Here is a 24003-nt window from a genome sequence, read left to right on the forward strand (position 1 = left end):
CCCGGGGCGCGGCCGCGTTCACTGTCGGGGGTCGGTTCTAGACTCGCCGCCGATGAGCACAGCGACGCAGGGCACCCAGAAGTCGGCCTCGGCGAAGAAGAAGGCACCGGCGAAGCCACGCCTGTTGCTGCTCGACGGCCACTCCCTGGCCTACCGGGCGTTCTTCGCGCTGCCCGCGGAGAACTTCCGCACGGGTACCGGGCAGACCACGAACGCGGTCTACGGCTTCACCTCGATGCTGATCAACCTGCTGCGTGACGAGGAGCCGACCCACCTCGCGGTCGCCTTCGACGTGTCGCGCACGACGTTCCGTTCCGAGCGCTACGCCGAGTACAAGGCGAACCGCTCGTCGACGCCGGACGACTTCCGCGGCCAGATCGACCTCATCAAGGAGGTCCTGGCGGCGCTGAACATCCCGGTGTTCGCCGTCGAGGGGTTCGAGGCCGACGACCTCATCGCCACTCTCGCCACCCAGGCCGAGGAGCGCGGCTACCAGGTGCTCATCACCACCGGCGACCGTGACGCGTTCCAGCTGGTCACCGACGACGTCACCGTCCTGTACCCCAAGCGCGGCGTGTCCGACCTCGGCCGGATCGACCCGGCCGAGGTCGACAAGCGCTACGGGCTCACCCCGACCCAGTACCCGGACTTCGCGGCGCTGCGCGGCGACCCCTCGGACAACCTGCCCTCCATCCCCGGGGTGGGGGAGAAGACCGCGGCCAAGTGGGTCCGGGAGTTCGGCTCGCTCGCCGAGCTCACCGACCGGGTCGACGAGGTCAAGGGCAAGGCCGGGGACAACCTGCGGGCCAATCTGGCGAACGTGCTGCTCAACCGTCAGCTCACCGAGCTGGTGCGCGACGTCGACCTCGGCGCCGCCCCCGAGGAGCTCGAGCTGCGCCCGTGGGACCGCGACGCGGTGCACCGCCTGTTCGACGAGCTGGAGTTCCGGGTGCTGCGCGAGCGCCTGTTCTCCACCCTGTCCTCCGCCGAGCCCGAGGCCGAGTCCGGCTTCGAGGTCTCCGGCGAGGTCGTCGCACCCGGCGCGGTGCGGGCCTGGCTCGACGCCCACGCCCGCGACGGGCGTCGGGTCGCGGTGAGCTTCGCCGGGGTCACCGGCCCGATCGCCGGGCGCGACCTCGACGGGATCGCGCTCGCCACGGGGGAGCCGACCGTCGAGCAGCGGGCGGCCGGCGCCACCGCCGGTGTCCCGGCCGCCGGCTACCTCGCGCTGACCGGCCTCACCCCGGACGACGAGGCGGCCCTGGGCGACTGGCTCGCCGACGCGTCCGTGCCGAAGGCCGCGCACGACGTGAAGGCGGTGCTGCACGCGCTGCGGGCGCGGGGCTGGACCCTGGGCGGGCTGACCAGCGACACCGCGCTCGCCGCGTACCTCGCCAAGCCCGGGCAGCGGACGTTCGACCTGGCCGATCTCGCGCTGCGCTACCTGCGTCGCGAGCTGCGCACCGAGGAGCCGGCCGACGGGCAGCTGTCGCTGCTCGGCGGTGAGGAGGAGGCCGACACCCGGGCCGCGGAGCAGGAGATGCTCGCGGCCTCGGCGATCGCCGAGCTCGCCGACGCCCTCGACGCCGACCTCGCCGAGCGGGGTGGCAGCGAGCTGCTGGCCGACCTGGAGCTGCCGCTGGCGTTCGTGCTGGCCGACTGCGAGGCGGCCGGGATCGCCGTCGACGGTGAGACCCTGTCCGACCTGGAGTCGGACTTCGGCGCCCAGGTCCGCGAGGCCGCGCGGCAGGCCTACGAGGTGATCGGCAAGGAGATCAACCTCGGCTCGCCCAAGCAGCTGCAGGTCGTGCTGTTCGACGAGCTGGAGATGCCCAAGACCAAGCGCACCAAGACCGGATACACCACCGACGCGGACGCGCTGGCGAGCCTCCACGAGCAGACCGAGCACCCGTTCCTGCAGTTCCTGCTGCAGCACCGGGACGCGACCCGGCTCAAGGTGACCGTCGACGGGCTCATGAAGTCCGTCGCCGAGGACGGCCGGATCCACACCACCTACTCGCAGACGATCGCCGCGACCGGCCGGCTGTCCTCGACCGACCCGAACCTGCAGAACGTGCCGATCCGCACCGCCGCCGGGCGCCGGATCCGGGACGCGTTCGTCGTCGGGTCCGGCCCCGACGGCGCGCCGTACGCGGAGCTGCTCACCGCGGACTACAGCCAGATCGAGATGCGGATCATGGCCCACCTGTCCGAGGACGCCGCGCTGATCGAGGCCTTCCGCTCACAGCACGACTTCCACGCCGAGACCGCCGCCCGGGTCTTCGGCGTCGCGGCGACCGAGGTGTCGCCCGAGCAGCGCGCCAAGATCAAGGCGATGAACTACGGCCTGGCCTACGGGCTGTCGGCCTACGGCCTGTCCGGGCAGCTGCGGATCTCCACCGAGGAGGCGAAGGGGCTGATGGACGACTACTTCGCCGGGTTCGGCGGGGTGCGCGACTACCTCGCGGGAGTCGTCGACCAGGCCCGCAAGGACGGCTACACCGCCACCATCCTGGGAAGGCGGCGCTACCTGCCCGACCTGACCAGCGACAACCGGCAGCGCCGGGAGATGGCCGAGCGGATGGCGCTCAACGCCCCGATCCAGGGCAGCGCGGCGGACATCATCAAGGTCGCGATGCTCGGGGTCTACCGGGCGCTGCAGGCCGAGGGGTTGCGCAGCCGGATGCTGCTGCAGGTGCACGACGAGCTCGTCCTCGAGGTCGCCGACGGCGAGCGCGAGACCCTGGAGGCGCTCGTGCGCCGGGAGATGGCGGCCGCGGCCGACCTGTCGGTGCCGCTGGAGGTGTCGGTCGGCTCCGGCCGCAGCTGGGACGCCGCGGCGCACTGATCCGAGCCCCGGCCCCCAGGGGGCGGGGTCAGCCGGCGACCGTTCCCGGTGCGGGGGCGGCGCCGTACCCGGCTCCGGAGTGGTGGCGCAGGTGTCCGGGCGCGAGGACCCGGGCGGCGCGGCCCAGCTCGGCGACGAGCTGCTCCACCGCGACGTCCTGCCGGCGGGCCGCGGCGTGCAGGATCGCGCAGATCCGTCCGTCCGGGTCCGTCCGGGCCGTGGCGCCGGTCGGGGCGTCGCCGGGGGTGGCGGCGCGGAGGGTGTCGCGCTCGTGGCGCAGCACCGCGGCCAGGTCGCGTCCGGCGGCGGCGAGGACGTCGGCGTCGTCGGTGTGGATCACGACGACCGCGTCGGCGTCGCCCGCCGCGGCGACCGCGCGTTCCGCGGAACGCGACCACGCCCACAGCGCACGGCGCCCGGCCAGCGACGCGGGCAGCTCCAGCCCGCCGGACTCGGCGTCGGCCAGGGCGACCAGGAGCCCGCCGATCCGGCCGGCCCGGCGCGCCCAGGTCGCCCGGTCCCCGGGCAGCCCCCGGTGGACGACGACGCCCGCCTGCGCCGGCGCGGCCGCTGGCTCGTCGGGGCGGCGGGGGTGCGGGACCAGGGGCATCGGCGTCACCTCCTCCGGGGCCGACGCCGGTAGCGTCGCGAACCTCCCACCTGCTGTTACGTCGTCGCGGCGGACGGTGGGGACATCCCGCCGGACGGTCCGTGCCCGGCGTCCGGCGGTACGGCTGTCGCCGGTTCCAGGATCGTCAGCTCGGCCGACCCGAGGCGGAGCACGCCGTCGTCGAGGGGCTCGCAGCGGACACCGCCCCGGCCGCGCAGCGCCGCCCACGCGCCGTCGCCGATCTCGGTGTCCATCCAGCGGCACGGTGCGGCGGCGCGGTGCGCGCGGAAGCGGACCGGCCCGTCGCCGGAATCCAGGGCGAACAGCGCGCCGGTGCCGCCGCGGCCCGGTGCGGCGAGCGCGTCGACCGGGGCGCCGCGCAGGACGACGTTGCGCCGCATCGCCTGCGGGGTCGCGTCGACGGCGTCGCCGAGCACCGCGCGCAGGTGGTCCAGCGACTCCGCGGCCAGGAGGGTCACCGCGGCGCGGGCGTGGGCCGGGCGGCCGGCGTAGCGGTCGCCGACGATCCCGTGGCCGGCACGGACCCGGACCTCGCGGCGCAGCGGTGGCTCCGGGTCGGGCCGGGGCCCGTCCGCGGGCCTGCCCTCGTAGGCGTGCCGGGACGCGGCCAGCAGGGCGGTGACCTCGACCCGCATCAGTTCAGCCCGGTCAGGAACCGGATCACGGCCTCCCGGGTCAGCTGCGCGCCCGGGCTGCCGAAGGGCCGGTCGAAGACGTGGTCGGCGTAGGGGACGGTGACCAGCCTGCCGTCGACCCCCGCGGAGCGGAGCTCCCGGTCGTAGGCGGCGACCCGGTCGGGCAGGACGTAGTGGTCCGCGGAGCCGAGCAGCAGCAGGGTCGGCGGGAGCCCCGGGCGGACCTGCTCGGCGGGGGAGAGCAGCCGCAGCAGGCCCGGAGCCTGGTCGGCGGTGCCGCCGAACAGGGTGCGCTGCAGATCCGGGTCGACCAGCGTCAGGTCGACGGGCGGGTAGTAGGCGACCACGCCGACCGGCGGCGGGCCGGGCGTCGGCGGCGGGGCGTCGGCCGGGCCGGTGCCGCCGTACGCGGCCGGTGCCTCGGAGCACGCCAGCGTCCCGTCGAGCAGCCCGGACGTGGTCGACAGCGCCAGCGTCGCGCCGGCGGACTGCCCGGCCAGCACCAGCCGCGCGGGATCCAGACCCGCCTCGCCCGCGTGCGCGCGGACCCAGTCGACGGCGCACGCGACGTCGCGCTGCTGGTCGCGGCCGACGGGCTCGGGCGGCGGCAGCCGGTAGTCCACCGCCGCGACCGCCCAGCCGCGCTCGGCGAGCCACCGGTTCAGCGCGGTGCGGTCGCCGCGGTCCCCGCTCGTCCACGACCCGCCGTGCACCCACACCATCGTCGGGTGCGGACCGGCGCCGGTCGGCAGGTAGAGGTCCAGCGTGCGGCCGGGGGCGAACTCCACCGACCGGTCCGGCCGCCCGTCGGGCTGGCCCAGCTCGGTCAGCGTCGCCGTCCAGTCCAGCGGGACGCCCTGCTCGGACGCGGCCCGGCCCTGCGCGGCCAGCACCGTGACCGACCCGACGACCGCGGCCAGCGCGAGCACCGCCGTCGCGACTCCGGTGAACCGCGCACCCGCGGCCCGCGCCGCCAGCCCGAACAGGATCCCCAGCACCGCAGCCAGGGCCACGTGCAGCGGGTACGCGCCCGACAGGAACGACCCCGCGAGCCCGATCCCCGGGGTCTCGGGGCGGAAGGTCCCCACCAGCACGACCAGCAGCAGCGCGGCCCACACCCACGCGAGGATCCGGAGGAACGACGTCACCCGCGCACCCTGTCATCCCGGTCCGCCCGGCCCGGCCCGGACCCGCCGGTCCGGCGTGCCCGCACCGGATGGGACCGCCTCCACCGGTACGGTTCTCGAACGGCCGTGCGGATCCGAGGCGAGGGGGACGCGGTGCGGGTGCTCGGGGTCGACCCCGGACTGACGCGGTGCGGGATCGGCGTCGTCGAGGCCGGTGCGGGCCGGACCGTCGGGTTCGTCGACGTCGGTGTCGCCCGCAGCCAGCCGGACCTGCCGCTGGAACGGCGGCTGCTCACCGTCGCCGACGAGGTGGAGCGCTGGGTGGCCCGGCACCGCCCCGACGTGATCGCCGTCGAGCGGGTGTTCAGCCAGAACAACGTCCGCACCGTGATGGGCACCGCGCAGGTCAGCGGGGTCGTCGCGCTCGTCGCCGCACGGGCCGGGCTGCCGGTCGCCTTCCACACCCCCAGCGAGGTCAAGGCCGCCGTCACCGGGGAGGGCCGCGCGGGCAAGGCGCAGGTCACCGCGATGGTCACCCGGCTGCTCGGTCTCGACGCACCCCCGAAGCCCGCCGACGCCGCCGACGCGCTCGCGCTGGCCATCTGCCACTGCTGGCGCTCCCCGATGATCGACCGGATGGCGCAGGCGCAGGCCCGCGCCGAGGAGCTGGCCGCGGTGCACCGGGCCCGGCTCGCCGAGGCGCAGCGGGAGCAGGGCGGCGCCCGGCCCAGCGCCGCCCAGCAGTGGGCCGCGGCCCGCGCGGCCGCCGACGCCCGGTCCGCCGGCGGCTGGGGCGCACGCTGACCCGTCTCGCCCGGTGGTGGCGTGGTGTCGCGTGCGGTTCCGTCGGTGTGGCCCGGTAGCGTCGGTGCCTCGAACGGTCGTTCGTGGGAGGGGGACCTGTCAGTGATCCACTCGGTGCGCGGTCCGGTGCTGGAGATCGGGCTGGACCACGCCGTCGTCGAGGTCGGCGGGGTCGGGCTCGCGGTGTACGCCACGCCCGCCACGCTGGGCGGGCTGCGTCGCGGCGAGGAGGCCCGGCTGCCGACCACGCTGGTGGTGCGCGAGGACTCCCTGACCCTCTACGGGTTCGCCGACGCCGAGGAGCGCGAGCTGTTCCTGCTGCTGCAGACCGTGTCCGGGATCGGGACGCGGCTCGCGCTCGCCACGATCGCGGTGCTGGAGCCGGACACGCTGCGCCGCGCACTCGCCGACGGTGACCTCGCCGTCCTCACCCGCATCCCCGGCGTCGGGCGCAAGAGCGCCGAGCGCCTGGTCGTGGAACTGCGCGACAAGGTGACCGCGCCCGTCGCGGTGCCCGCGGGTGCGGTCGCGGCCGCGCCGGCCCCGGTGCTCGGGGTGCGCGAGCAGGTCGTCGAGGCGCTGCTCGGGCTCGGCTTCACCCAGCGCCCGGCCGAGCAGGCCGTGGACGCGGTGCTGGCCCACGCCCCCGACACCGACGCCCGGGACCTGCTGCGGACCGCGCTGTCGAGCCTCGGCAGGTCGCGGTGACCGAGCCCGACCCCTACGCCGGGGTCGACGGGCATCTCGACGAGCGCGCCGTCGATGCCGGGGTCCAGCCCGGGGACACCGACGTCGAGGCGTCGCTGCGGCCCCGGTCGCTGGAGGAGTTCGTGGGGCAGCCACGGGTCCGCGAGCAGCTGCAGCTGGTGCTGGAGGGCGCGCGGCGCCGCGGCGACCCGCCGGACCACATCCTGCTGTCCGGCCCACCCGGACTCGGCAAGACCAGCCTCGCCATGATCATCGCCCAGGAGATGGGCGCCGCGATCCGGCTGACGTCGGGCCCCGCGCTGGAGCGGGCGGGGGACCTCGCCGCGATGCTGTCCAACCTCGTGCCCGGCGACGTGCTGTTCATCGACGAGATCCACCGCACCGCCCGCCCCGCCGAGGAGATGCTCTACCTCGCGATGGAGGACTTCCGGGTCGACGTGGTGGTCGGCAAGGGCCCGGGTGCCACCTCGATCCCGCTCGACGTCGCACCGTTCACCCTGGTCGGAGCCACGACGCGGGCCGGATCGCTGACCGGTCCGCTGCGTGACCGGTTCGGGTTCACCGGGCAGATGGAGTTCTACGACGTCCCCGAGCTGGACCGCGTGCTCCGCCGGGCCGCCGGGATCCTCGGCATCGACCTGCGCGCGGACGGCGCGGCCGAGATCGCCGGGCGCTGCCGCGGCACCCCGCGGGTGGCGAACCGGCTGCTGCGCCGGGTCCGCGACTACGCCGAGGTCCGCGCGGACGGCGTGGTCACCCGGGAGGTCGCCCGCGACGCGCTGGCCGTCTACGACGTCGACGAGCTCGGCCTCGACCGGCTCGACCGCGCCGTGCTCGGCGCGCTGGTCCGCTCCTTCCACGGCGGCCCGGTCGGCGTCTCGACCCTCGCCGTCGCCGTGGGGGAGGAGCCGGGGACCGTCGAGGAGGTCTGCGAGCCCTACCTGGTGCGGGCCGGGATGATCGCCCGCACCCCGCGCGGGCGGGTCGCGACCCCGCTGGCCTGGACCCACCTCGGGCTGACCCCACCCGCGGACGCACCGGCCGGGCACCGGGTCGACCCGCTGTTCTGACCCGGCGTGCCGTCGGGGCACCGGAGTGCGCGGGCCGCCTCACATGGGAGGATCCGGACGGACCGAACGGATCGGGCACCGCCCGGCCGGGACCACGGGCACCCTGGTGTCCGCACACCGCGCGGAGTCCTCCGGACACCGCGTGCCCGGCGGGCGTCCTGATGCGGGCGTACCGGAACGATCCGGGCGTCCGGCTCGTTCCGGGGCGTGTCGGGCAGCCGGCGGGCCCCGGGTGACGCCGTTCGGCCCGTCGCACTGCGACGAGCGGTCCGCCTCCGGGAGGGGGCCGGCCGTCGGTGTCGGTCCCGGCTGGCACACTCACGATTACGAGACGAGACGGAGACCCCGCACGATGACTTCAATCCTCGCCCAGCAGGCCGGTGGCGGCTCGAGCATCTTCTCCCTGCTGCCGTTCCTCATCATCCTGCTGCTGTTCGTGCCGTTGTTCCTGAACGGCCGCAAGCAGCGCAGGCAGATGGCGGAGACGCAGGCGATGCAGCAGGCGCTGGAGGACGGCGACGTCGTCGTCACCACGTCCGGGCTGCGGGGCACCATCGTCGACGCCTCGTACGAGGACACGATCGACCTCGAGATCGCCGACGGCGTGGTCACCACCTGGCTGCGTGCGGCGATCCGGGAGAAGGTCGCGACCGACGAGGCGACGGAGGAGACCGTCGCCGAGCCGGCCGACAAGGACGCGTCGGAGAACAAGCCGACGATCCACTGAGCACGTCGGGAACGGGCCGGGCGGCCCGTTCCGGCGGCCTCGGCGTCCGTACCGGGCCCGGCCGCGGCTCTGCCGCACCGGCCCGGTGGGACGGCGACCGACCGTGAGGCCGGCCGCGGCCGCCGCACGAGTCGGATCAGGAGAACGATCACGTGGCAACGTCGTCGGGGCAGCAGCACGTGCGCCCCTGGCGCTACCTGACGGCCTTCGCAGGCATCGTCGTGGTGCTGTACGCACTGGTGTTCCTCACCGGGGGCGGCAACCTCACGCCGAAGCTGGGCATCGACCTGCAGGGTGGCACCCGCGTCACGCTCACCGCCCGCACCACCGACGGGCAGCCACCGCCGCGTGACCAGCTGATCCAGGCGCAGGACATCATCGAGCAGCGCGTCAACGGGCTCGGCGTCAGCGGCGCCGAGGTCCAGCTGGACGGCAGCAACATCGTCATCACCGTCCCCGGCGACGCCGGCGAGCAGGCCCGCTCCCTGGGCCAGACCGCGCAGCTGCGCTTCCGCGAGGTGCTGCAGGGCCCCGTCCCCGCGAACCAGGCCGCCGGGCAACAGCCCGCGCCGGGCCAGGACGCGCAGTCCGGCCAGGCCCCCGCGAGCCAGGCCCCCGCGAGCCCCGCCCCGGCGCAGCCGCAGGGCATGGGCGAGCAGAGCCGTTCCGTCGCGCCGGTCGCGCAGGTCTCGCCGCTGCAGGACCCGCCACCGACACCCGTACCGTCCCCGACGCCGAGCCCGGGCGGGCTCGCGCCGGACGACCCGCGCGTCGCCGCCGAGGTCACGAAGCTCCGCGAGACCCGGCAGAGCACCGACCAGGCCACCCAGCTGCAGGCGCTGCTGTCGCTGAACTGCGGCGCACCGGACCCCCTGCAGGGCTACGACGACCCGACCAAGCCGCTGGTCGCCTGCAGCGAGGACGGGCAGACCAAGTACCTGCTCGGCCCGTCGTTCCTCGAGGGCACCGAGATCGCCTCGGCCCAGGCCCAGCAGAACCAGCAGGGCGTCGGCTGGGTGGTCGGGCTGACCTTCAAGCCGCAGGGCGCCGACATCTGGGGCCGGTACACGACCGAGAACGTCGGCAAGAACGTCGCGTTCGTCCTCGACGGCGACGTCGTCTCGGCCCCCACGATCAACCAGCCGATCTTCGGGCAGACCCAGATCTCGGGGCAGTTCAACCAGGACCGGGCCCAGCAGCTCGCCCAGGTGCTGCGCTACGGCTCGCTGCCGCTGTCGTTCGACTCCGGCAACGCCCAGACCGTCTCCGCCAGCCTCGGGCTGGCCTCGCTGGAGGCCGGGCTCATCGCCGGCGCCGTCGGCCTGGTGCTGGTGTTCGCCTACTGCCTGTTCTACTACCGCCTGCTCGGCATCCTGACGATGCTGTCGCTGGCCCTGTCCGGCCTGGTCGTCTACGCGGTGCTGATCCTGCTCGGGCGCTGGATCGGGTTCACCCTGGACCTGGCGGGCGTCGCCGGGTTCATCATCGCCATCGGCATCACGGCCGACTCGTTCGTCATCTTCTTCGAACGGCTCAAGGACGAGATGCGCGACGGCCGCACCTTCCGCTCGGCCGTCCCGCGGTCCTGGGAGCGGGCGCGGCGCACGATCCTCACCGCCGACGCGGTCAGCTTCCTCGCCGCCGCGGTGCTCTACATCCTGGCCGTCGGCGAGGTCCGCGGCTTCGCGTTCACCCTGGGCATGTCCACGGTCCTCGACCTCGTCGTCGTGTTCCTCGTGACGTTCCCGCTGGTCGTGCTCATCTCCCGGTCCAGGTCGCTGGGCAGGCCCGGGCTGTCCGGGCTCGCCGCGGTCGACCGGATCGGGTCGCGGCACCGCCGTGAGAAGCCGGCCGTCGGCAGGCGCGCGGCCACCACCGGGAAGGGAGCGGGCGCATGACGAACCCCGAGTCGCTGTCGGGCTGGACCCGGCTCACCACCGGCACCGCGAACGTCGACATCATCGGCCGCCGGAAGACCTGGTACATCGGCTTCGGCGTGCTCATCGCCGTCTGCGTGCTGTCGCTGGTCTTCCGGGGCTTCAACCTCGGGATCGACTTCACCGGCGGCTCGCAGATCCAGCTGCCCGCCACCGGGGCGAACGGCACGATCAGCACCCAGCAGGTCGACCGGGTCTACGAGGGCGTGATCGGCTTCGCGCCCGAGGTCACCCAGTCCGTCGGGTCCGGCGACGCTGCGTCCATCGTGCTGCAGTCCGAGCCGCTGACCCCCGAGCAGCTCGTGCCGCTGCGCGAGGCGCTGTTCACCCAGCTGCAGCCGCTCGGCGCGGACGGCACCCCGAGCGCCGCCTCGATCAGCGACTCGCAGGTCTCGGGCACCTGGGGCGGCGAGGTCACCACGCAGGCGCTGATCGCGCTGGCGGTGTTCATCGTCCTGGTCACGCTGTTCCTGGCGTTCTACTTCGAGCGGGCGATGGCCGCCGCGGCGCTGATCGCGCTCGTCAACGACATCGTCGTGACCGCCGGGGTGTACTCGATCATCGGGCTGGAGGTCACCCCGGCCACCGTGATCGGTCTGCTGACCATCCTCGGGTTCTCGCTCTACGACACCGTCGTCGTGTTCGACAAGGTCCGGGAGAACTCCCGCGGGCTGCTGAAGCTGACCCGGCGCACCTACGCCGAGGCCGCGAACCTCGCGCTGAACCAGACGCTGATGCGGTCGATGAACACCTCGCTCATCGCGATCCTGCCGGTGCTCGGCCTGCTCGTGATCGGTGTCGGTCTGCTCGGTGTCGGCACGCTGGCCGACCTGGCACTGGTGCAGCTGGTCGGCATGATCACCGGTGTCGTCTCCTCGCTGCTGCTGGCCACCCCGGTCCTGGTGGACATCAAGCTGCGCGACAAGCGGGTCCGCGACCAGGCTGCCCGGGTCGAGGCACGTCGTGCCCGCGCGGCCGGCCGGGGCGGGACGGCCTCGGACGTCGAGGACGATCCGGCCACCGATACCCTCGCCGCCGTGAGCTCCTCCGCACCCGCCGCCCCGCGGCCCGGCGCCCGCCCGACCGGCAAGACCGGACGGCGTCGCGGATGAGCGGGGCACAGGTCGACGGCATCCGGGTCGGGCCCGGGATCACCGGGGACTCCGCGGACGACCTGCTCCGGGTCGCCGAGCTGGTCCGCTCGGTACCCGACTACCCGCAACCCGGGGTGCTGTTCCGTGACATCACCCCGGTGCTGGCGCACGGGGAGTCCTTCGCGACCGTCACCACCGAGCTGGCCGCCAACGCGGGCGAGGCGGACCTGGTGGTCGGGGTGGAGGCGCGCGGGTTCCTGCTCGGCGCCGCCGTCGCGCTCGTCGCCGGGGTCGGTACCGTGCCGGTCCGCAAGGCGGGCAAGCTGCCCGCGGTCGCCGCGTCGCGCAGCTACGACCTGGAGTACGGCAGCGCCACCCTGGAGCTGCCGGCCGGGGTCGTCGAGCCGGGCACGCGGGTCTACGTGGTCGACGACGTGCTCGCCACCGGCGGCACCGCCGCGGCCGCCTGCGCCCTGCTGGCCGACGCCGGGGCCGAGGTCGTAGGGTTCGGCACGCTGCTGGAGCTGGCCGCGCTGAACGGCCGGGCGAAGCTGGGTGACCTGCGGATCGACGCCCTGCTGAACGCCTGACCACGACGGGCCCCGATTCGCGGACTATCCTCGGACCCGGGACCCTTCCCGCCACCGAGCACGAGCAGGAGGTGCGGTGACCGAGGTCGACCGGACCGGCGCCCATCCGGCCACGCGCCCGCTGACGCCCGACGACGAGCCGCCGCGCCCGTCCGCGACCCGCCGGGTCCGTGCCCGCATCGCCCGGCGGATGACGCCGCAGCGCGTCGCCATCGTGACCCCGGTGCTGGAGCCGCTCGCCGCGGTCCACCGCTCGCTGCACCCCAAGGCCGACCTGGTGCTGCTCCAGCGCGCCTACGACGTCGCCGAGGACAAGCACGACGGCCAGACCCGCAAGTCCGGGGACCCCTACATCACCCACCCGCTCGCCGTCTCCACGATCCTGGCCGAGCTGGGCATGGACACCACGACGCTGGTCGCGGCCCTGCTGCACGACACCGTCGAGGACACCGACTACTCACTGGAGCGGCTGCGCGCCGACTTCGGCGACGAGGTCGCGCACCTCGTCGACGGCGTCACCAAGCTGGACAAGGTCGAGTTCGGCTCCGCCGCGGAGGCCGAGACGATCCGCAAGATGGTCGTCGCGATGGCCCGGGACCCGCGGGTGCTGGTCATCAAGCTGTCCGACCGGCTGCACAACATGCGCACGATGCGCTTCCTGCGCCCGGAGAAGCAGGTCAAGAAGGCCAACGAGACCCTCGAGGTGTTCGCCCCGCTCGCGCACCGCCTCGGCATGGCCACGGTGAAGCTGGAGCTGGAGGACCTGTCCTTCGCGATCCTGCAGCCCAAGAAGTACCAGGAGATCGTCCGGCTGGTCGCCGACCGGGCGCCCTCGCGCGACACCTACCTGCGCCAGGTCATCGACGAGGTGTCCGCGCAGCTGGACTCCGCGCGGATCCCGGCCAAGGTCGAGGGCCGACCGAAGCACTACTACTCGATCTACCGCAAGATGATCGTCAAGGGCCGCGACTTCGACGACATCCACGACCTCGTCGGGGTCCGGGTGCTCGTCGACGAGGTGCGCGACTGCTACGCCGCGATCGGCATGGTGCACGCGCTGTGGCAGCCGATGCCCGGGCGGTTCAAGGACTACATCGCCCAGCCCCGGTTCGGCGTCTACCAGTCGCTGCACACCACGGTGATCGGGCCGGACGGCAAGCCCCTCGAGGTGCAGATCCGCACCCACGCCATGCACCGCACCGCCGAGTACGGCATCGCCGCGCACTGGCGGTACAAGGAGGTCAAGGGCGGCGGCAACAAGGAGGTCGAGGTCGAGGAGATGGCGTGGATGCGCCAGCTGCTCGACTGGCAGCGCGAGGCCGCCGACCCCGGCGAGTTCCTCGACTCGCTGCGCTTCGACCTCGCCGCGCGGGAGATCTTCGTCTTCACCCCGAAGGGCGACGTCGTCACCCTGCCCACCGGCTCCACCCCGATCGACCTGGCCTACGCCGTGCACACCGAGGTCGGGCACCGCTGCATCGGCTCGCGGGTCAACGGCAAGCTCGTCGCCCTGGAGCGGCAGCTGTCCTCCGGCGACGTCGTGGAGATCTTCACCTCCAAGGCCGAGGACGCCGGGCCGTCGCGGGACTGGCTGCAGATCGCGAAGTCCCCGCGGGCCAAGGCCAAGATCAAGCAGTGGTTCGCCAAGGAGCGCCGCGAGGAGGCCGTCGAGGAGGGCAAGGAGGCCATCACCCGGGAGGCCCGCCGCACCGGGATGCCGCTGCAGCGGCTCATCTCCGGCGACGCGATGTCCGCGCTCGCCCGGGAGATGCACTACTCCGACGTCTCCGCGCTCTACGCCGCCGTCGGCGAGCACCAGGCCAGCGCCCAGCACGTCGTGCAGCGTCTCGTCGCGTGGTTCGGCGGCGAGGAGGAGGCCGAGGAGGAGCTCGCCGAGCGGGCGACGCCGTCGACGGTCCGCCACCGGCGTCCGTCGGGCAACGCCGGCGTCGTCGTCAGCGGCGAGGACGGGCAGGCCCTCGGCGACCTCTACATCAAGCTCGCCCGCTGCTGCACCCCGGTGCCGGGCGACGAGATCCTCGGGTTCGTCACCCGCGGCGGCGGGATCAGCGTGCACCGCACCGACTGCACCAACGCCGGGGACCTCACCGCGCGCGAGGAGCGGCTGGTCGACGTGACCTGGTCGGTGTCGCCGGAGTCGGTGTTCCTGGTCGCGATCCAGGTCGAGGCGCTCGACCGGCACCGGCTGCTGTCCGACGTCACGAAGGTCCTGGCCGACGAGAAGGTCAACATCCTCTCGGCGACGACGACGACCTCCCGCGACCGCGTCGCGATCTCCCGATTCTCCTTCGAGATGGGCGACCCGAAGCACCTCGGGCACCTGCTCCATGCGGTGCGCAACATCGAGGGCGTCTACGACGTCTACCGGGTCACCAGCGCGGCCTGACCCCGGCCCGCCCCACCCGGGGGCGGACCGGGTAGCCGGTCAGCCGAGGGTGGTGCGCTGGATCTCGACCGGGATGCTCGGCACGCCGTCACCGGAGCCGACGGACTCGCCGCCCTTGGCGACCTTGTCCAGCGTCGCGAGGCCCTCGGAGCCGATGGAGCCGAACACGGTGTAGCTCGGCGGCAGCTGGGCGTCGCCGTAGATCATGAAGAACTGGCTGCCGTTGGTGTCGGGGCCGGCGTTGGCCATCGCGAGCAGCCCGCGGCCGTAGGTGAGGCCGGGGAACACCTCGTCGGCGAAGGAGTAGCCGGGGCCGCCGCGCCCGCTGCCGCTCGGGTCACCGCACTGGAGCACCTGCAGGCCCGGGCTGGTCGTCAGCCGGTGGCAGGAGGTCCCGTCGAAGTAGCCCTGCTGCGCCAGGCTCTCGAAGCTCTTGACCGTGCACGGCGCCAGTCCTCGGTCCAGCGTCAGGTCGATCGGGCCCGCGCTGGTCTGCAGGTCCGCCGTGACCGTCCCCTGGGCCGGGGTGGAGCCGGCCGCCGGCGGGTTCACCGGCTTCGAGGCGGGCTCGGGGGACGTCGGGTAGGTGCAGTCCACCGACGCCGGCAGCGCCGTCGGGCGCGTGGGCAGCGGCACGGTCGGCCGACCGGCGGTGTCCGGGCCGTCCCCGGCGGGCGCCGGCGCCGCGGCGCTCTGCCCGGCGTCGTCGGAACCGCCCCAGGCCGAGGTCAGCGCGTACACCCCGACCGCGGCCAGCACCACGACCAGCACCGTCACGACGGCCGCGATCGTCGTGTTCCGCTTGCGCTGCTGCTGCCGCTGCGCCCGGCGGGCCTGCTGCGCCTCCAGCTTGCGCTTGGCCGCCTCCCGGCGCTGCTCGTTCGTCGCCACGTCCCGCCCAACTCCCTGACTTGATCACTCGTACGCGCGGTGAGGGTATCGGGGCGACCTGGGGAGAAAGCTGAGAGACACCGGTTCTAGGCTGGGAGGACCCCCGACATGATCCCCGGAGAGGACGTGCAGCAACCGTGACCGCCACCGAGCCGCAGGTGGGCCGGGCCCGCAGGCCCGAGCCGTTCGCCGCGCCGAAGGGCATCCCCGAGTACCTCCCGCCGTCCTCGGCCGGGTTCGTGCACGTGCGGGACACCCTCGCCGCCGCCGCCGAGCGCGCCGGGTACGGCCACATCGAGCTGCCCGTGTTCGAGGACACCGGCCTCTACGCCCGCGGGGTGGGGGAGTCCACCGACGTCGTCTCCAAGGAGATGTACACCTTCGCCGACCGCGGCGACCGCTCGGTGACGCTGCGCCCCGAGGGCACCGCCGGTGTGGTCCGCTCGGTGATCGAGCACAACCTCGACAAGCAGGGCCTGCCGGTCAAGCTCCGCTACGCGGGCCCCTTCTTCCGCTACGAGCGGCCCCAGGCCGGGCGTTACCGGCAGCTCCAGCAGGTCGGCGTCGAGGCGATCGGGGTGGACGACGCAGGCCTGGACGCCGAGGTCATCGCGATCGCCGACGAGGGCTTCAAGGCCCTCGGCCTGACCGGCTACCGGCTGGAGATCACCTCGCTCGGCGACGCCGAGTGCCGGCCGGCCTACCGCACGCTGCTGCAGGAGTTCCTGGCCGGGCTCGATCTCGACGAGGCGACCCGGGCCCGGGCGGAGATCAACCCGCTGCGCGTGCTCGACGACAAGCGCCCCGAGGTCCGCGCCGCGATGGCCGACGCGCCGCTGCTGATGGACCACCTGTCCGACGCCGCCGCCGACCACCACGCCCGGGTGCTCGCCCACCTCGACGACCTCGGCGTCGCCTACACACCGAACCCGCGCATGGTCCGCGGCCTGGACTACTACACCAAGACCACCTTCGAGTTCGTCCACGACGGCCTCGGCGCGCAGTCCGGCATCGGCGGTGGCGGCCGCTACGACGGCCTGATGGCGACCCTCGGCGGCCCCGAGCTGTCCGGCGTCGGGTTCGGCATCGGCGTCGACCGCACGCTGCTCGCCTGCCGCGCCGAGGGTGTGCAGCCCTGGTCGGACGCCCGCGTCGAGGTGTTCGGGGTGTCCCTCGGCGCCGCCGCGCAGCGCCGCCTGGTCGTGGTCGCCGCGCAGCTGCGGGCACGCGGCCTGCGGGTCGACCTGGCCTACGGCGGCCGGGGGCTCAAGGGCGCGATGAAGTCCGCCGACCGGTCCGGCGCACGGTTCGCGCTGGTCCTGGGGGACCGGGACCTGGAGAACGGCACCGTCGGGCTCAAGGACCTCGTCTCCGGCGAGCAGCAGGACGTCCCGCTCGACGCGGTCACCGACGCCGTCGTGACCGCCCTGGCGGGCTGAGGCCGCGGTGGCGGCCTCGGACCGCGAACGCTGGGACGCCCGGCACACCGCCGCGGGGGCCGGGTCGCCGCTCCCGCCGGACGCGCTGCGCGGGCGCACGGACCTGCTCCCGTCCTCGGGCCGGGCGCTGGACGTGGCCTGCGGGCGCGGCGCGGTCGCGGTGTGGCTGGCGATGCAGGGGCTCGACGTCGTCGCCGTCGACGTGTCCCCGGCCGGGCTCGCCGCGGGCGCCGGGCTGGCCGCCGGCCACGACGTACGGGTGCGCTGGGTGGAGGCCGACCTCGACGCCGGCTTCCCCCGCGACGACGACCGCTACGACGTCGTCGTCTGCCAGCGGTTCCGCGACCCGGCGCTGTACCCGGCGCTGCGTGCCGCGCTCGCGCCGGGCGGGCTGCTGGTGGTCACGGTGCTGTCCGAGGTCGGCGACACGGGCGGCCCGTTCCGGGCGGTGCCCGGTGAGCTGACCGCCGCGTTCGCCGGCCTCGAGGTCCTCGCCCACGGCGAGGGCGACGGCGAGGCGCACCTGGTCGCCCGCCTCCCCGCCTGATCAGCCGCCGTGCGTGGCCGCGCTGCGATAGTCGGTGTAGGTGTAGGGATTGTCGAGGACCTCGGTCTCGGGGATCTCGGGGTTCATCCCGGCCTGCCAGGCCGCCTCGCCCATCGTGGCACGCAGGTGCTCGACGGTGGCGGTGACCGCGGTCCGCGCGGCGGCGAGGTCGACGTCGACCAGGCGCCCGTCGCGCTTCACCACGCGCCCGTCCACCAGCACGGTGTGCACGTCGCCGCGCTGGGCCTGGAACGCGACGTGACCGTGCGGGTTGAGCAGCGGGAACGACACCGGTGAGTGGTCGTTGCGCAGCAGCACCAGGTCGGCCTTCTTGCCGACCTCGACCGAGCCGAGGTCGGACTCGCGCCCGATCGCGCGGGCCCCGCCGCGGGTCGCCCACTCCACGACCTGCTCGGCCCGCAGCGACGAGTGGGTGACGGTGTCCCCGCGCGCGTGTGCCTCCAGGTGCTCGCGGGACCGGTCGGCGCCCAGCGTGCTGCGCATCGCCGAGAACAGGTCCGCGCTCCACCACATCGAGGTGTCCATCGACAGCGACACCGGGATCCCGTGCTCGCGCAGCGCCCAGGTGGGCGGGTAGCCCTGACCGGCGCTCTGCTCGCTCTCGGTGGACACCGACACCGAGCCGCCGGTCGCGGCGATCCGGTGGTAGGAGTCGGCGGACAGGGTCGCGGCGTGCACGTAGACGGTGTCCGGCCCGGCGAAGCCGTGCTCGTGCATCAGCCGGACGCCGTCGTCGTTGGTCGCGCCCCACACCCCGGCGTGCGTGGTGACGCCGACGCCGAGCTCGCGGGCCACCTCGAACGCGGGGCGCTCGGGGAACGCGGGGTCACCGGTGACGTCGAAGGCGAGCTGGAAGCCGAGCATGTCGTCGCCGGGGGTGATGCGCCGGGACACGAACTCGCGGAACCCGGGGTCGGCGGTCCAGTTCGCGGGGGCGTCGTGGATGTTGCCGTAGGCGAGCACGAACCGGCCCGCGGTGGCGGTCAGGGCGTCGACGGCGGCGTCGGCGTGCTGCGGGGTCTGCAGGCCGTGCGACCAGTCGACGGTCGTGGTCACGCCCGCGTCGAGGGCCTCCAGCGCGGCGAGCAGGTTCCCCGCGTGGATGTCCTCCGGGCGGAAGATCTTCCCCCACTCCAGGTAGTTCCAGACGAAGTATTGGGTGAGCGTCCAGTCGGCGCCGTACCCGCGCAGCGAGGTCTGCCACATGTGCCGGTGGGTGTCGACCATGCCCGGCATCACGATCCCGCCGGTCGCGTCGACCTCCTCGGTGCCCTCGGGCACCTCCAGGCCCACCCCGACCGCGGCGATCCGGTCACCGGTCACCAGGACATCGTGGCCGGACAGGACCGTCCGGCCCGCGTCCACGGTCAGGACAGTCCCGTTGCGGAAGACGACGCTCATCGACGCACTCCTCGTTCCTGCGGACAAGCGTCCGCTGTGCGGACATCGCACGGACGGCGGTCACTGTCGCGCACCCTTCTTGTGCTGTCAACGGCCGGGTCGCGGGGGTGTCCGGCTACCGTGGGCCCATGGCACGCGACGGGACCGGCCCGGACTTCATCGAGGCGCTCGCCCGCGGTCTCGAGGTGATCACCGCCTTCCGGCCCGGCCGGGCGGAGATGACCCTCGCCGACCTGGCCGGGGCGACCGGGCTCGCCCGCCCGACCGTGCGCCGGGTGCTGCTCACCCTCACCGAGCTCGGCTACGTCCGCTCCGGCGAGCGCGGCTACGCCCTCACCCCGCGGGTGCTGGACCTGGGCGTCGCCTACGTCCGTTCGACCGGGCTGTGGGACGTCGCCCGGCCGCACCTGGAGCGCCTCGTCGCGCGGACCCACGAGTCGTGCTCGATCGCCCAGCTCGACGGCAGTGACATCGTCTACGTCGCGCGGGTCGCGGTGCCCAAGATCGTCGCGCTGTCGGTGCAGATCGGGACGCGGTTCCCGGCCGCGTCGACGTCGCTGGGGAAGGTGCAGCTCGCCGCGCTGGCCCCCGGGGAGCTGGAACGGGTGCTGGCCGAGCCGTCGCGCTCCGGGCTGACCCCGCGGCACGCCCCGGCGCCCGCCGAGCGCGACGCCGAGCTGCGCGAGGTCCGAGCCCGCGGCTGGGCGCTGACCGACGAGCAGCTCGCCCCGGGCATCCGCTCGGTCGCCGCCCCGCTGCGCGACGGCGAGGGCCGGGTCGTCGCCGGGGTCAACGTCAACTGCCACGCCGCGGAGACCTCGCTGGAGACCCTGCTCGAACACCATCTGCCGCTGCTGCTGCAGGCCGCGGGCGACATCAGCGCCGACTTCGCCCGGCTCGCCTCCGCGCCGCACGTGACGGTGTCGGCCACGGCTTGACCGCCGCCCGCGCCCGGGGCCACGATCGTCTGGCGGACACTCGTCCGCACAGCGATCACTTCGGAGGGACCCCGATGGCGGAACCCGGAACCGGCGGGCCGCTCGACGGCGTACTCGTCGCCGACTTCTCCCGGATCCTGGCCGGGCCGTACGCGACGATGCTGCTGGCGGACATGGGCGCCGACGTCGTCAAGGTCGAGGGACCGGCGGGCGACGACACCCGCACCTGGACCCCGCCCGAGCGCGACGGCGAGGCCACCTACTACCTCGGCATCAACCGGGGGAAGCGGTCGATCGCGCTCGACCTGCGCGACCCCGGCGACCTGGCCGCGGCCCGCGAGCTCGCCCGCCGCGCCGACGTCGTCATCGAGAACCTGCGGCCCGGCGGGATGGCCCGCTTCGGGCTGGACCACGCCTCCGTCGCCGCCGACAACCCCGGTGTCGTCTACGCCTCGATCTCCGGGTTCGGCTCCGGTGCGGGCGCGCACGTCCCCGGCTACGACCTCATGGTGCAGGCGATGTCCGGGCTGATGAGCCTCACCGGCGACCCGGACGGGCCGCCGTACCGGGCCGGGATCTCGGTGTTCGACGTGATGGCGGGCAACCACGCCGCGATCGGCGTCCTCGCCGCGCTGCGCCACCGCGACCGCACCGGCGCCGGCCAGCACGTCGAGGTCAACCTGCTGTCCTCCGCGCTGACCGGCCTGGTCAACCACAGCTCCGCCTGGGTCGCCGGCGGGACGGTGCCCTACCGGATGGGCAACGCCCACCCCTCGGTCTTCCCCTACGAGCCGATGCCCACCGCCGACGACGACCTCATCGTCGCCGCCGGCAACGACGCCCAGTTCCGCAAGCTCTGCGGCGTGCTCGAGGTGCCCGGCCTCGCCGACGACCCCCGCTTCGCCCGCAACGCCGACCGCACGGTCAACCGGGAGGAGCTGCGCCCGCTGCTGGTCGAGCGGCTGGCGACCCGGGGGGCCGTCGAGTGGTTCGAGCTGCTCACCGCCGCCGGCGTGCCGGCTGGGCCGATCCAGACCATCGACGGCGGGTTCGCGATGGCCGAGCGCTTCGGGCTCGATCCCGTCGTCACGGTCGGGGAGGGGGACCGCGCGGTGCCCACCACCCGGCACCCGGTCCGGTTCTCCGCCACCCCGGCCGTCTACCGGCTCCCTCCGCCGCGGCTCGACGAGCACGGCGCCGACCTGCGGAAGTGGCTCGACTCATGACCTACCCCACCGCCCTGGGCGCCTCGTCGAAGGACGCCATCACCCTGCTCGGCCACGACCTCGCCGACGACGTCATGGGGAAGGTCGGGTTCGGCGAGCTCGCGTTCTGGCTCGCCACCCAGCGTCGCCCCACCCCCGGTGAGACCCGCGTGTTCGAGGCCGTCCTCGCCGCGCTGGCCGACCACGGGTTCACCCCGACCGCGATCGTCACCCGGCTCACCCACCTGTCCGCGCCGGACTCGGTGCAGGGCGCGCTCGCCGCCGGGCTGCTCGGGGGCGGGTCGCGCTTCCTCGGCGTGACCGAGGACTGCGGCCGGTTCCTGCACGACCACCTGCCCGCCGAGCGCCCCACCACCGACGACGGCTGGGACGCCGTCGCCCTCGACGTCGTCACCGCGCAGCGGGCCGCGAAGCGGTTCGTGCCGGGCCTCGGCCACCACGTCCACAAGGACGGCGACCCCCGCACCCCACGACTGTTCACCATCGCCGCGCAGGAGGGGCTGACCGGCCCGCACCTGAGCCTGTTCGCCGCGATCGGCCGGGTGCACCCGCAGGTGCTGGGGCGGACGCTGCCGCTCAACGGCGCCGGCGTCTGCGGCGCCGCGCTGGCCGACCTCGGCCTGCCGCTGGAGCTGCTGCGCGGCTTCGCCCTGCTCGCCCGCACCGCGGGCCTGATCGGCCAGCTCGCCGAGGAACTGCGCCATCCCGTCGCCAACGACATCTTCCTGTCCGTGGACCTGCACAACCGGTCCGTCGACCCCGACCCGTACCAGCCCGAGGGAGACCTGCGATGACGCAGCCCACCACCGTCACCGAGGACACGATCACCGACGCCGCCGTCGCGCGCTGGGCGACCGCGCACGACCCGCGCACCGCCGAGCTGATGACCGCCCTGGTGCGCCACCTGCACGACTTCGCCCGCGAGACCCGTCTCACCGAGGACGAGTGGATGGCCGCGGTGCGCTGGCTGACGGCCACCGGGCAGATCTCCGACGACAAGCGCGAGGAGTTCATCCTCGCCTCCGACGTGCTCGGGCTGTCCATGCTCGTCGTCCAGCAGAACCACCGGCTCGACCCGGCCGCCACCCCGGCGACGGTGCTGGGCCCGTTCCACATCGACGGATCCCCGGAGAAGGCCTCCGGCGAGGACATGTCCGACGGGCTGCCCGGCGACCCGCTGTTCGTGCACGGCAGCGTCCGCGCGCTCGACGGCACCCCGGTGACCGGAGCGGTCCTCGACGTCTGGCAGTCCGACGCCGACGGCACCTACGAGGCCCAGCTCGACGTCGACGAGGCCCGGCTGCGCGCGAAGTACACCACCGGCGACGACGGCGGCTACTGCCTGCGCACCATCGCCCCGCTCGGCTACGCCATCCCGATGGACGGCCCCGTCGGCGACCTCGTCTCGCGCACCGACATCAGCCCGATGCGGCCCGCGCACATCCACTTCCTGCTGGCCGTGCCCGGCTACGAGCCGCTGATCACCCACCTGTTCCGGGAGGGCACCGAGTTCCTCGACTCCGACGTCGTGTTCGGGGTCAGGCGCGAGCTCGTCGTCGACTTCACCCGCCGCGAGCCCGGCCCGACGCCGGACGGTGGGCACAGCGAGGTGCCCTGGTACGAGGCCCGCTACGACTTCGTGCTCCAGCCCGCCGGGTAGGTCGCCGGACCGGACTCAGCGCCGGCCGACGACGAGTGCGGCCAGCCCGGTCGTCACCGGGACGGCGGCGACCAGCCCGATGCTGCCCACCAGGGTCCGCACGATCTCGGTCGCCACGTCCTGGCTGGTGAGCACCTGGGTCACGCCGCCCGCCGCCACCGTGAACAGCAGCAGCAGCGGGAGCGCGGCGCCGGCGTAGGCCAGCACCAGGGTGTTCACCGCGGACGCGACGTGGTCGCGCCCGATCCGCATCCCGGCCGCGAACAGCTCGCGCACACCCAGCTCGGGGTTCGCCGCGCCCAGCTCCCACACCGCGGAGGCCTGGGTGACGGTGACGTCGTCGAGCGCCCCGAGCGCGCCGATCACCAGTCCGGCCAGCACCAGGCCGCGTGGGTCGATCGGCACCCCGGGGCCGAGCGTGCCGATCAGGGTGGCGGTGGTGTCGTCGAGCCCGGTGAGCCGCGAGGTGACGGTGAACAGGTAGCCCAGCACCCCGATCAGGGCGAGCGAGGCCAGCGTGCCGAGCACCGCGCAGGAGGTCCGCGCGGTGAACCCGTGGGTCAGGTACAGCACCACGAACATGATCAGGCAGGCGCCGGTGACGGCGACCGCGAGCGGGGAGCCGCCGGACAGGATCGCCGGCAGCACGAACCACAGGAGGATCCCGAAGCTCAGCGCCAGGCTGACCAGTGCCGCGAACCCGCGCAGCCGCCCGAGCACCACGACGGCCAGCGCGAACGCCGCCGCCAGCCACCCCAGCGGAGCGCCGCGCTGGAAGTCCACGAGCTGGTAGGAGCCCGCGTCGTCGGGGTTCGCGCCCGACCAGGACAGCGTGACCGGGTCGCCCACCGCGAACCGCGGCGTCGACGGCTCGTTCGGCACCAGCTGCACCAGGTCCCGCCCGGCGCGCGGCCCGTCGGACAGCGCGACCGTCACCCCGGTGCAGCGACGGTCCCCGGCGCCGGGGGAGCAGTCCGCGACCTGCACCGCGGTGACGGTCCCGTGCACCTGCTGGGTGGGTGGGATCTCCGGGACCGGGGTCGCACCCGGCCACAGCAGGGCCACCCCGGCGAGCGTCGCGAGCACGCACGGCACGAGCAGCGCGACCAGCAGTCTGCGCACCCGTCTCCCGGCCGGGGACGCGGCGCCGTGCCCGTGCCCGTGTCCGTGCTCGTGTCCCGGGGTGTGTCCCGGCCGGTGTCCCCGGCCGGCTGCGGACGGGGCCGCCGGGCCGGGTGTGGCGCCGAGGTCGGCCTGGCCGGGGCAGTCGCCCCAGCCGCCCGGGTGCCCGGGTGGGGGATG

Annotated in this window: 21 protein-coding genes; 15 read left to right on the top strand and 6 right to left on the bottom strand. The window is 74.3% G+C overall.

Going from position 1 to position 24003, the window contains the following annotated elements; translation table 11 throughout:
- Positions 1 to 52 precede the first annotated feature (52 nt).
- The gene (gene polA, locus AC0GKK_RS00195; protein ID WP_489882871.1) at positions 53 to 2848 is read left to right on the top strand and encodes a DNA polymerase I; all 2796 of its coding nucleotides are present in this window, start codon (positions 53 to 55) and stop codon (positions 2846 to 2848) included.
- A 28-nt stretch (positions 2849 to 2876) separates the two neighbouring features.
- Here polA and AC0GKK_RS00200 read toward each other — a convergent pair whose 3' ends face one another.
- From AC0GKK_RS00200 to AC0GKK_RS00210, 3 genes are read right to left on the bottom strand one after another with little or no spacing between them, the layout of a single operon-like run.
- A complete protein-coding gene (locus AC0GKK_RS00200; RefSeq protein ID WP_405416782.1) occupies positions 2877 to 3458 on the bottom strand; it encodes a hypothetical protein in 582 nt (193 codons plus the stop codon).
- Between the two features lie 56 nt (positions 3459 to 3514).
- Positions 3515 to 4114, bottom strand: coding sequence for an MOSC domain-containing protein (locus tag AC0GKK_RS00205; protein ID WP_405416783.1), 600 nt, complete (start codon positions 4112 to 4114; stop codon positions 3515 to 3517).
- The gene (locus AC0GKK_RS00210) at positions 4114 to 5262 is read right to left on the bottom strand and encodes an alpha/beta hydrolase (protein WP_405416785.1); all 1149 of its coding nucleotides are present in this window, start codon (positions 5260 to 5262) and stop codon (positions 4114 to 4116) included. The genes AC0GKK_RS00205 and AC0GKK_RS00210 overlap by 1 nt, the downstream gene beginning before the upstream one ends.
- A 132-nt stretch (positions 5263 to 5394) precedes the next feature.
- Here AC0GKK_RS00210 and ruvC point away from each other — a divergent pair, with 132 nt between their 5' ends.
- The 8 genes from ruvC to AC0GKK_RS00250 all read left to right on the top strand — a co-directional run bounded on the left by ruvC (position 5395) and on the right by AC0GKK_RS00250 (position 14578).
- Positions 5395 to 6045: a crossover junction endodeoxyribonuclease RuvC gene (gene ruvC, locus AC0GKK_RS00215; protein WP_251782966.1), complete on the top strand. Its 651-nt coding sequence runs from the start codon at positions 5395 to 5397 to the stop codon at positions 6043 to 6045.
- A gap of 102 nt (positions 6046 to 6147) precedes the next feature.
- Entirely contained in the window at positions 6148 to 6753 is a 606-nt protein-coding gene (gene ruvA / locus AC0GKK_RS00220) for a Holliday junction branch migration protein RuvA (RefSeq protein WP_062395706.1), read from the top strand.
- Between the two features lie 95 nt (positions 6754 to 6848).
- Complete coding sequence (gene ruvB / locus AC0GKK_RS00225) at positions 6849 to 7823, top strand: Holliday junction branch migration DNA helicase RuvB (protein ID WP_251782967.1); 975 nt, start codon at positions 6849 to 6851, stop codon at positions 7821 to 7823.
- 352 nt (positions 7824 to 8175) lie between these two features.
- Positions 8176 to 8550, top strand: a complete 375-nt coding sequence (yajC, locus tag AC0GKK_RS00230; protein WP_062395704.1) for a preprotein translocase subunit YajC — start codon at positions 8176 to 8178, stop codon at positions 8548 to 8550.
- Positions 8551 to 8702: 152 nt separating this feature from the next.
- Positions 8703 to 10448 (top strand): protein translocase subunit SecD, encoded by a 1746-nt coding sequence (gene secD / locus AC0GKK_RS00235; protein ID WP_489882872.1) that lies wholly within the window; start codon positions 8703 to 8705, stop codon positions 10446 to 10448.
- Entirely contained in the window at positions 10445 to 11599 is a 1155-nt protein-coding gene (gene secF, locus AC0GKK_RS00240; RefSeq protein WP_251782353.1) for a protein translocase subunit SecF, read from the top strand. Before secD ends, secF begins: the two co-directional genes overlap by 4 nt.
- A complete protein-coding gene (locus AC0GKK_RS00245; RefSeq protein WP_208823688.1) occupies positions 11596 to 12171 on the top strand; it encodes an adenine phosphoribosyltransferase in 576 nt (191 codons plus the stop codon). The genes secF and AC0GKK_RS00245 overlap by 4 nt, the downstream gene beginning before the upstream one ends.
- A gap of 121 nt (positions 12172 to 12292) precedes the next feature.
- Positions 12293 to 14578 carry a RelA/SpoT family protein gene (locus tag AC0GKK_RS00250; RefSeq protein WP_251782968.1) on the top strand — a complete coding sequence of 762 codons (2286 nt, stop codon included), beginning with the start codon at positions 12293 to 12295 and terminating at the stop codon, positions 14576 to 14578.
- A 39-nt stretch (positions 14579 to 14617) separates the two neighbouring features.
- Here the strand turns inward: AC0GKK_RS00250 and AC0GKK_RS00255 are convergent, their stop codons facing one another.
- Positions 14618 to 15469 (bottom strand): peptidylprolyl isomerase, encoded by an 852-nt coding sequence (locus AC0GKK_RS00255; protein WP_489882873.1) that lies wholly within the window; start codon positions 15467 to 15469, stop codon positions 14618 to 14620.
- Between the two features lie 137 nt (positions 15470 to 15606).
- Between AC0GKK_RS00255 and hisS the strand changes: the two genes are divergently transcribed.
- Together hisS and AC0GKK_RS00265 are read left to right on the top strand one after the other, a co-directional pair.
- A complete protein-coding gene (gene hisS, locus AC0GKK_RS00260; RefSeq protein ID WP_482637638.1) occupies positions 15607 to 16908 on the top strand; it encodes a histidine--tRNA ligase in 1302 nt (433 codons plus the stop codon).
- A gap of 7 nt (positions 16909 to 16915) precedes the next feature.
- Entirely contained in the window at positions 16916 to 17455 is a 540-nt protein-coding gene (locus AC0GKK_RS00265) for a class I SAM-dependent methyltransferase (RefSeq protein WP_346107188.1), read from the top strand.
- Here the strand turns inward: AC0GKK_RS00265 and AC0GKK_RS00270 are convergent, their stop codons facing one another.
- Entirely contained in the window at positions 17456 to 18877 is a 1422-nt protein-coding gene (locus AC0GKK_RS00270) for an amidohydrolase family protein (RefSeq protein WP_489882874.1), read from the bottom strand.
- Between the two features lie 128 nt (positions 18878 to 19005).
- On the opposite strand from AC0GKK_RS00270, the gene AC0GKK_RS00275 reads away from it, so the two are divergent.
- From AC0GKK_RS00275 to AC0GKK_RS00290, 4 genes are all read left to right on the top strand, one after another.
- Entirely contained in the window at positions 19006 to 19815 is an 810-nt protein-coding gene (locus AC0GKK_RS00275; protein WP_482637635.1) for an IclR family transcriptional regulator domain-containing protein, read from the top strand.
- A gap of 74 nt (positions 19816 to 19889) precedes the next feature.
- Complete coding sequence (locus AC0GKK_RS00280) at positions 19890 to 21041, top strand: CaiB/BaiF CoA transferase family protein (RefSeq protein WP_482637634.1); 1152 nt, start codon at positions 19890 to 19892, stop codon at positions 21039 to 21041.
- Positions 21038 to 21835 (top strand): citryl-CoA lyase, encoded by a 798-nt coding sequence (locus AC0GKK_RS00285; RefSeq protein WP_251782359.1) that lies wholly within the window; start codon positions 21038 to 21040, stop codon positions 21833 to 21835. The genes AC0GKK_RS00280 and AC0GKK_RS00285 overlap by 4 nt, the downstream gene beginning before the upstream one ends.
- Positions 21832 to 22701 carry a dioxygenase family protein gene (locus AC0GKK_RS00290; protein ID WP_489882875.1) on the top strand — a complete coding sequence of 290 codons (870 nt, stop codon included), beginning with the start codon at positions 21832 to 21834 and terminating at the stop codon, positions 22699 to 22701. The genes AC0GKK_RS00285 and AC0GKK_RS00290 overlap by 4 nt, the downstream gene beginning before the upstream one ends.
- A 15-nt stretch (positions 22702 to 22716) precedes the next feature.
- Here AC0GKK_RS00290 and AC0GKK_RS00295 read toward each other — a convergent pair whose 3' ends face one another.
- Positions 22717 to 23823, bottom strand: a complete 1107-nt coding sequence (locus tag AC0GKK_RS00295) for a YibE/F family protein (RefSeq protein ID WP_405416791.1) — start codon at positions 23821 to 23823, stop codon at positions 22717 to 22719.
- Positions 23824 to 24003 lie beyond the last annotated feature (180 nt).

Source organism: Pseudonocardia sp. P-1, from assembly GCF_058111925.1.

Coding starts and splice junctions, on each gene's coding strand:
- secF (WP_251782353.1), top strand. CDS start 10,445: ATGACGAACCCCGAGTCGCTGTCGGGCTGGACCCGGCTCACCACCGGC.
- AC0GKK_RS00200 (WP_405416782.1), bottom strand. CDS start 3,458: ATGCCCCTGGTCCCGCACCCCCGCCGCCCCGACGAGCCAGCGGCCGCG.
- yajC (WP_062395704.1), top strand. CDS start 8,176: ATGACTTCAATCCTCGCCCAGCAGGCCGGTGGCGGCTCGAGCATCTTC.
- AC0GKK_RS00245 (WP_208823688.1), top strand. CDS start 11,596: ATGAGCGGGGCACAGGTCGACGGCATCCGGGTCGGGCCCGGGATCACC.
- AC0GKK_RS00285 (WP_251782359.1), top strand. CDS start 21,038: ATGACCTACCCCACCGCCCTGGGCGCCTCGTCGAAGGACGCCATCACC.
- AC0GKK_RS00275 (WP_482637635.1), top strand. CDS start 19,006: ATGGCACGCGACGGGACCGGCCCGGACTTCATCGAGGCGCTCGCCCGC.
- AC0GKK_RS00270 (WP_489882874.1), bottom strand. CDS start 18,877: ATGAGCGTCGTCTTCCGCAACGGGACTGTCCTGACCGTGGACGCGGGC.
- polA (WP_489882871.1), top strand. CDS start 53: ATGAGCACAGCGACGCAGGGCACCCAGAAGTCGGCCTCGGCGAAGAAG.
- AC0GKK_RS00290 (WP_489882875.1), top strand. CDS start 21,832: ATGACGCAGCCCACCACCGTCACCGAGGACACGATCACCGACGCCGCC.
- AC0GKK_RS00280 (WP_482637634.1), top strand. CDS start 19,890: ATGGCGGAACCCGGAACCGGCGGGCCGCTCGACGGCGTACTCGTCGCC.
- AC0GKK_RS00205 (WP_405416783.1), bottom strand. CDS start 4,114: ATGCGGGTCGAGGTCACCGCCCTGCTGGCCGCGTCCCGGCACGCCTAC.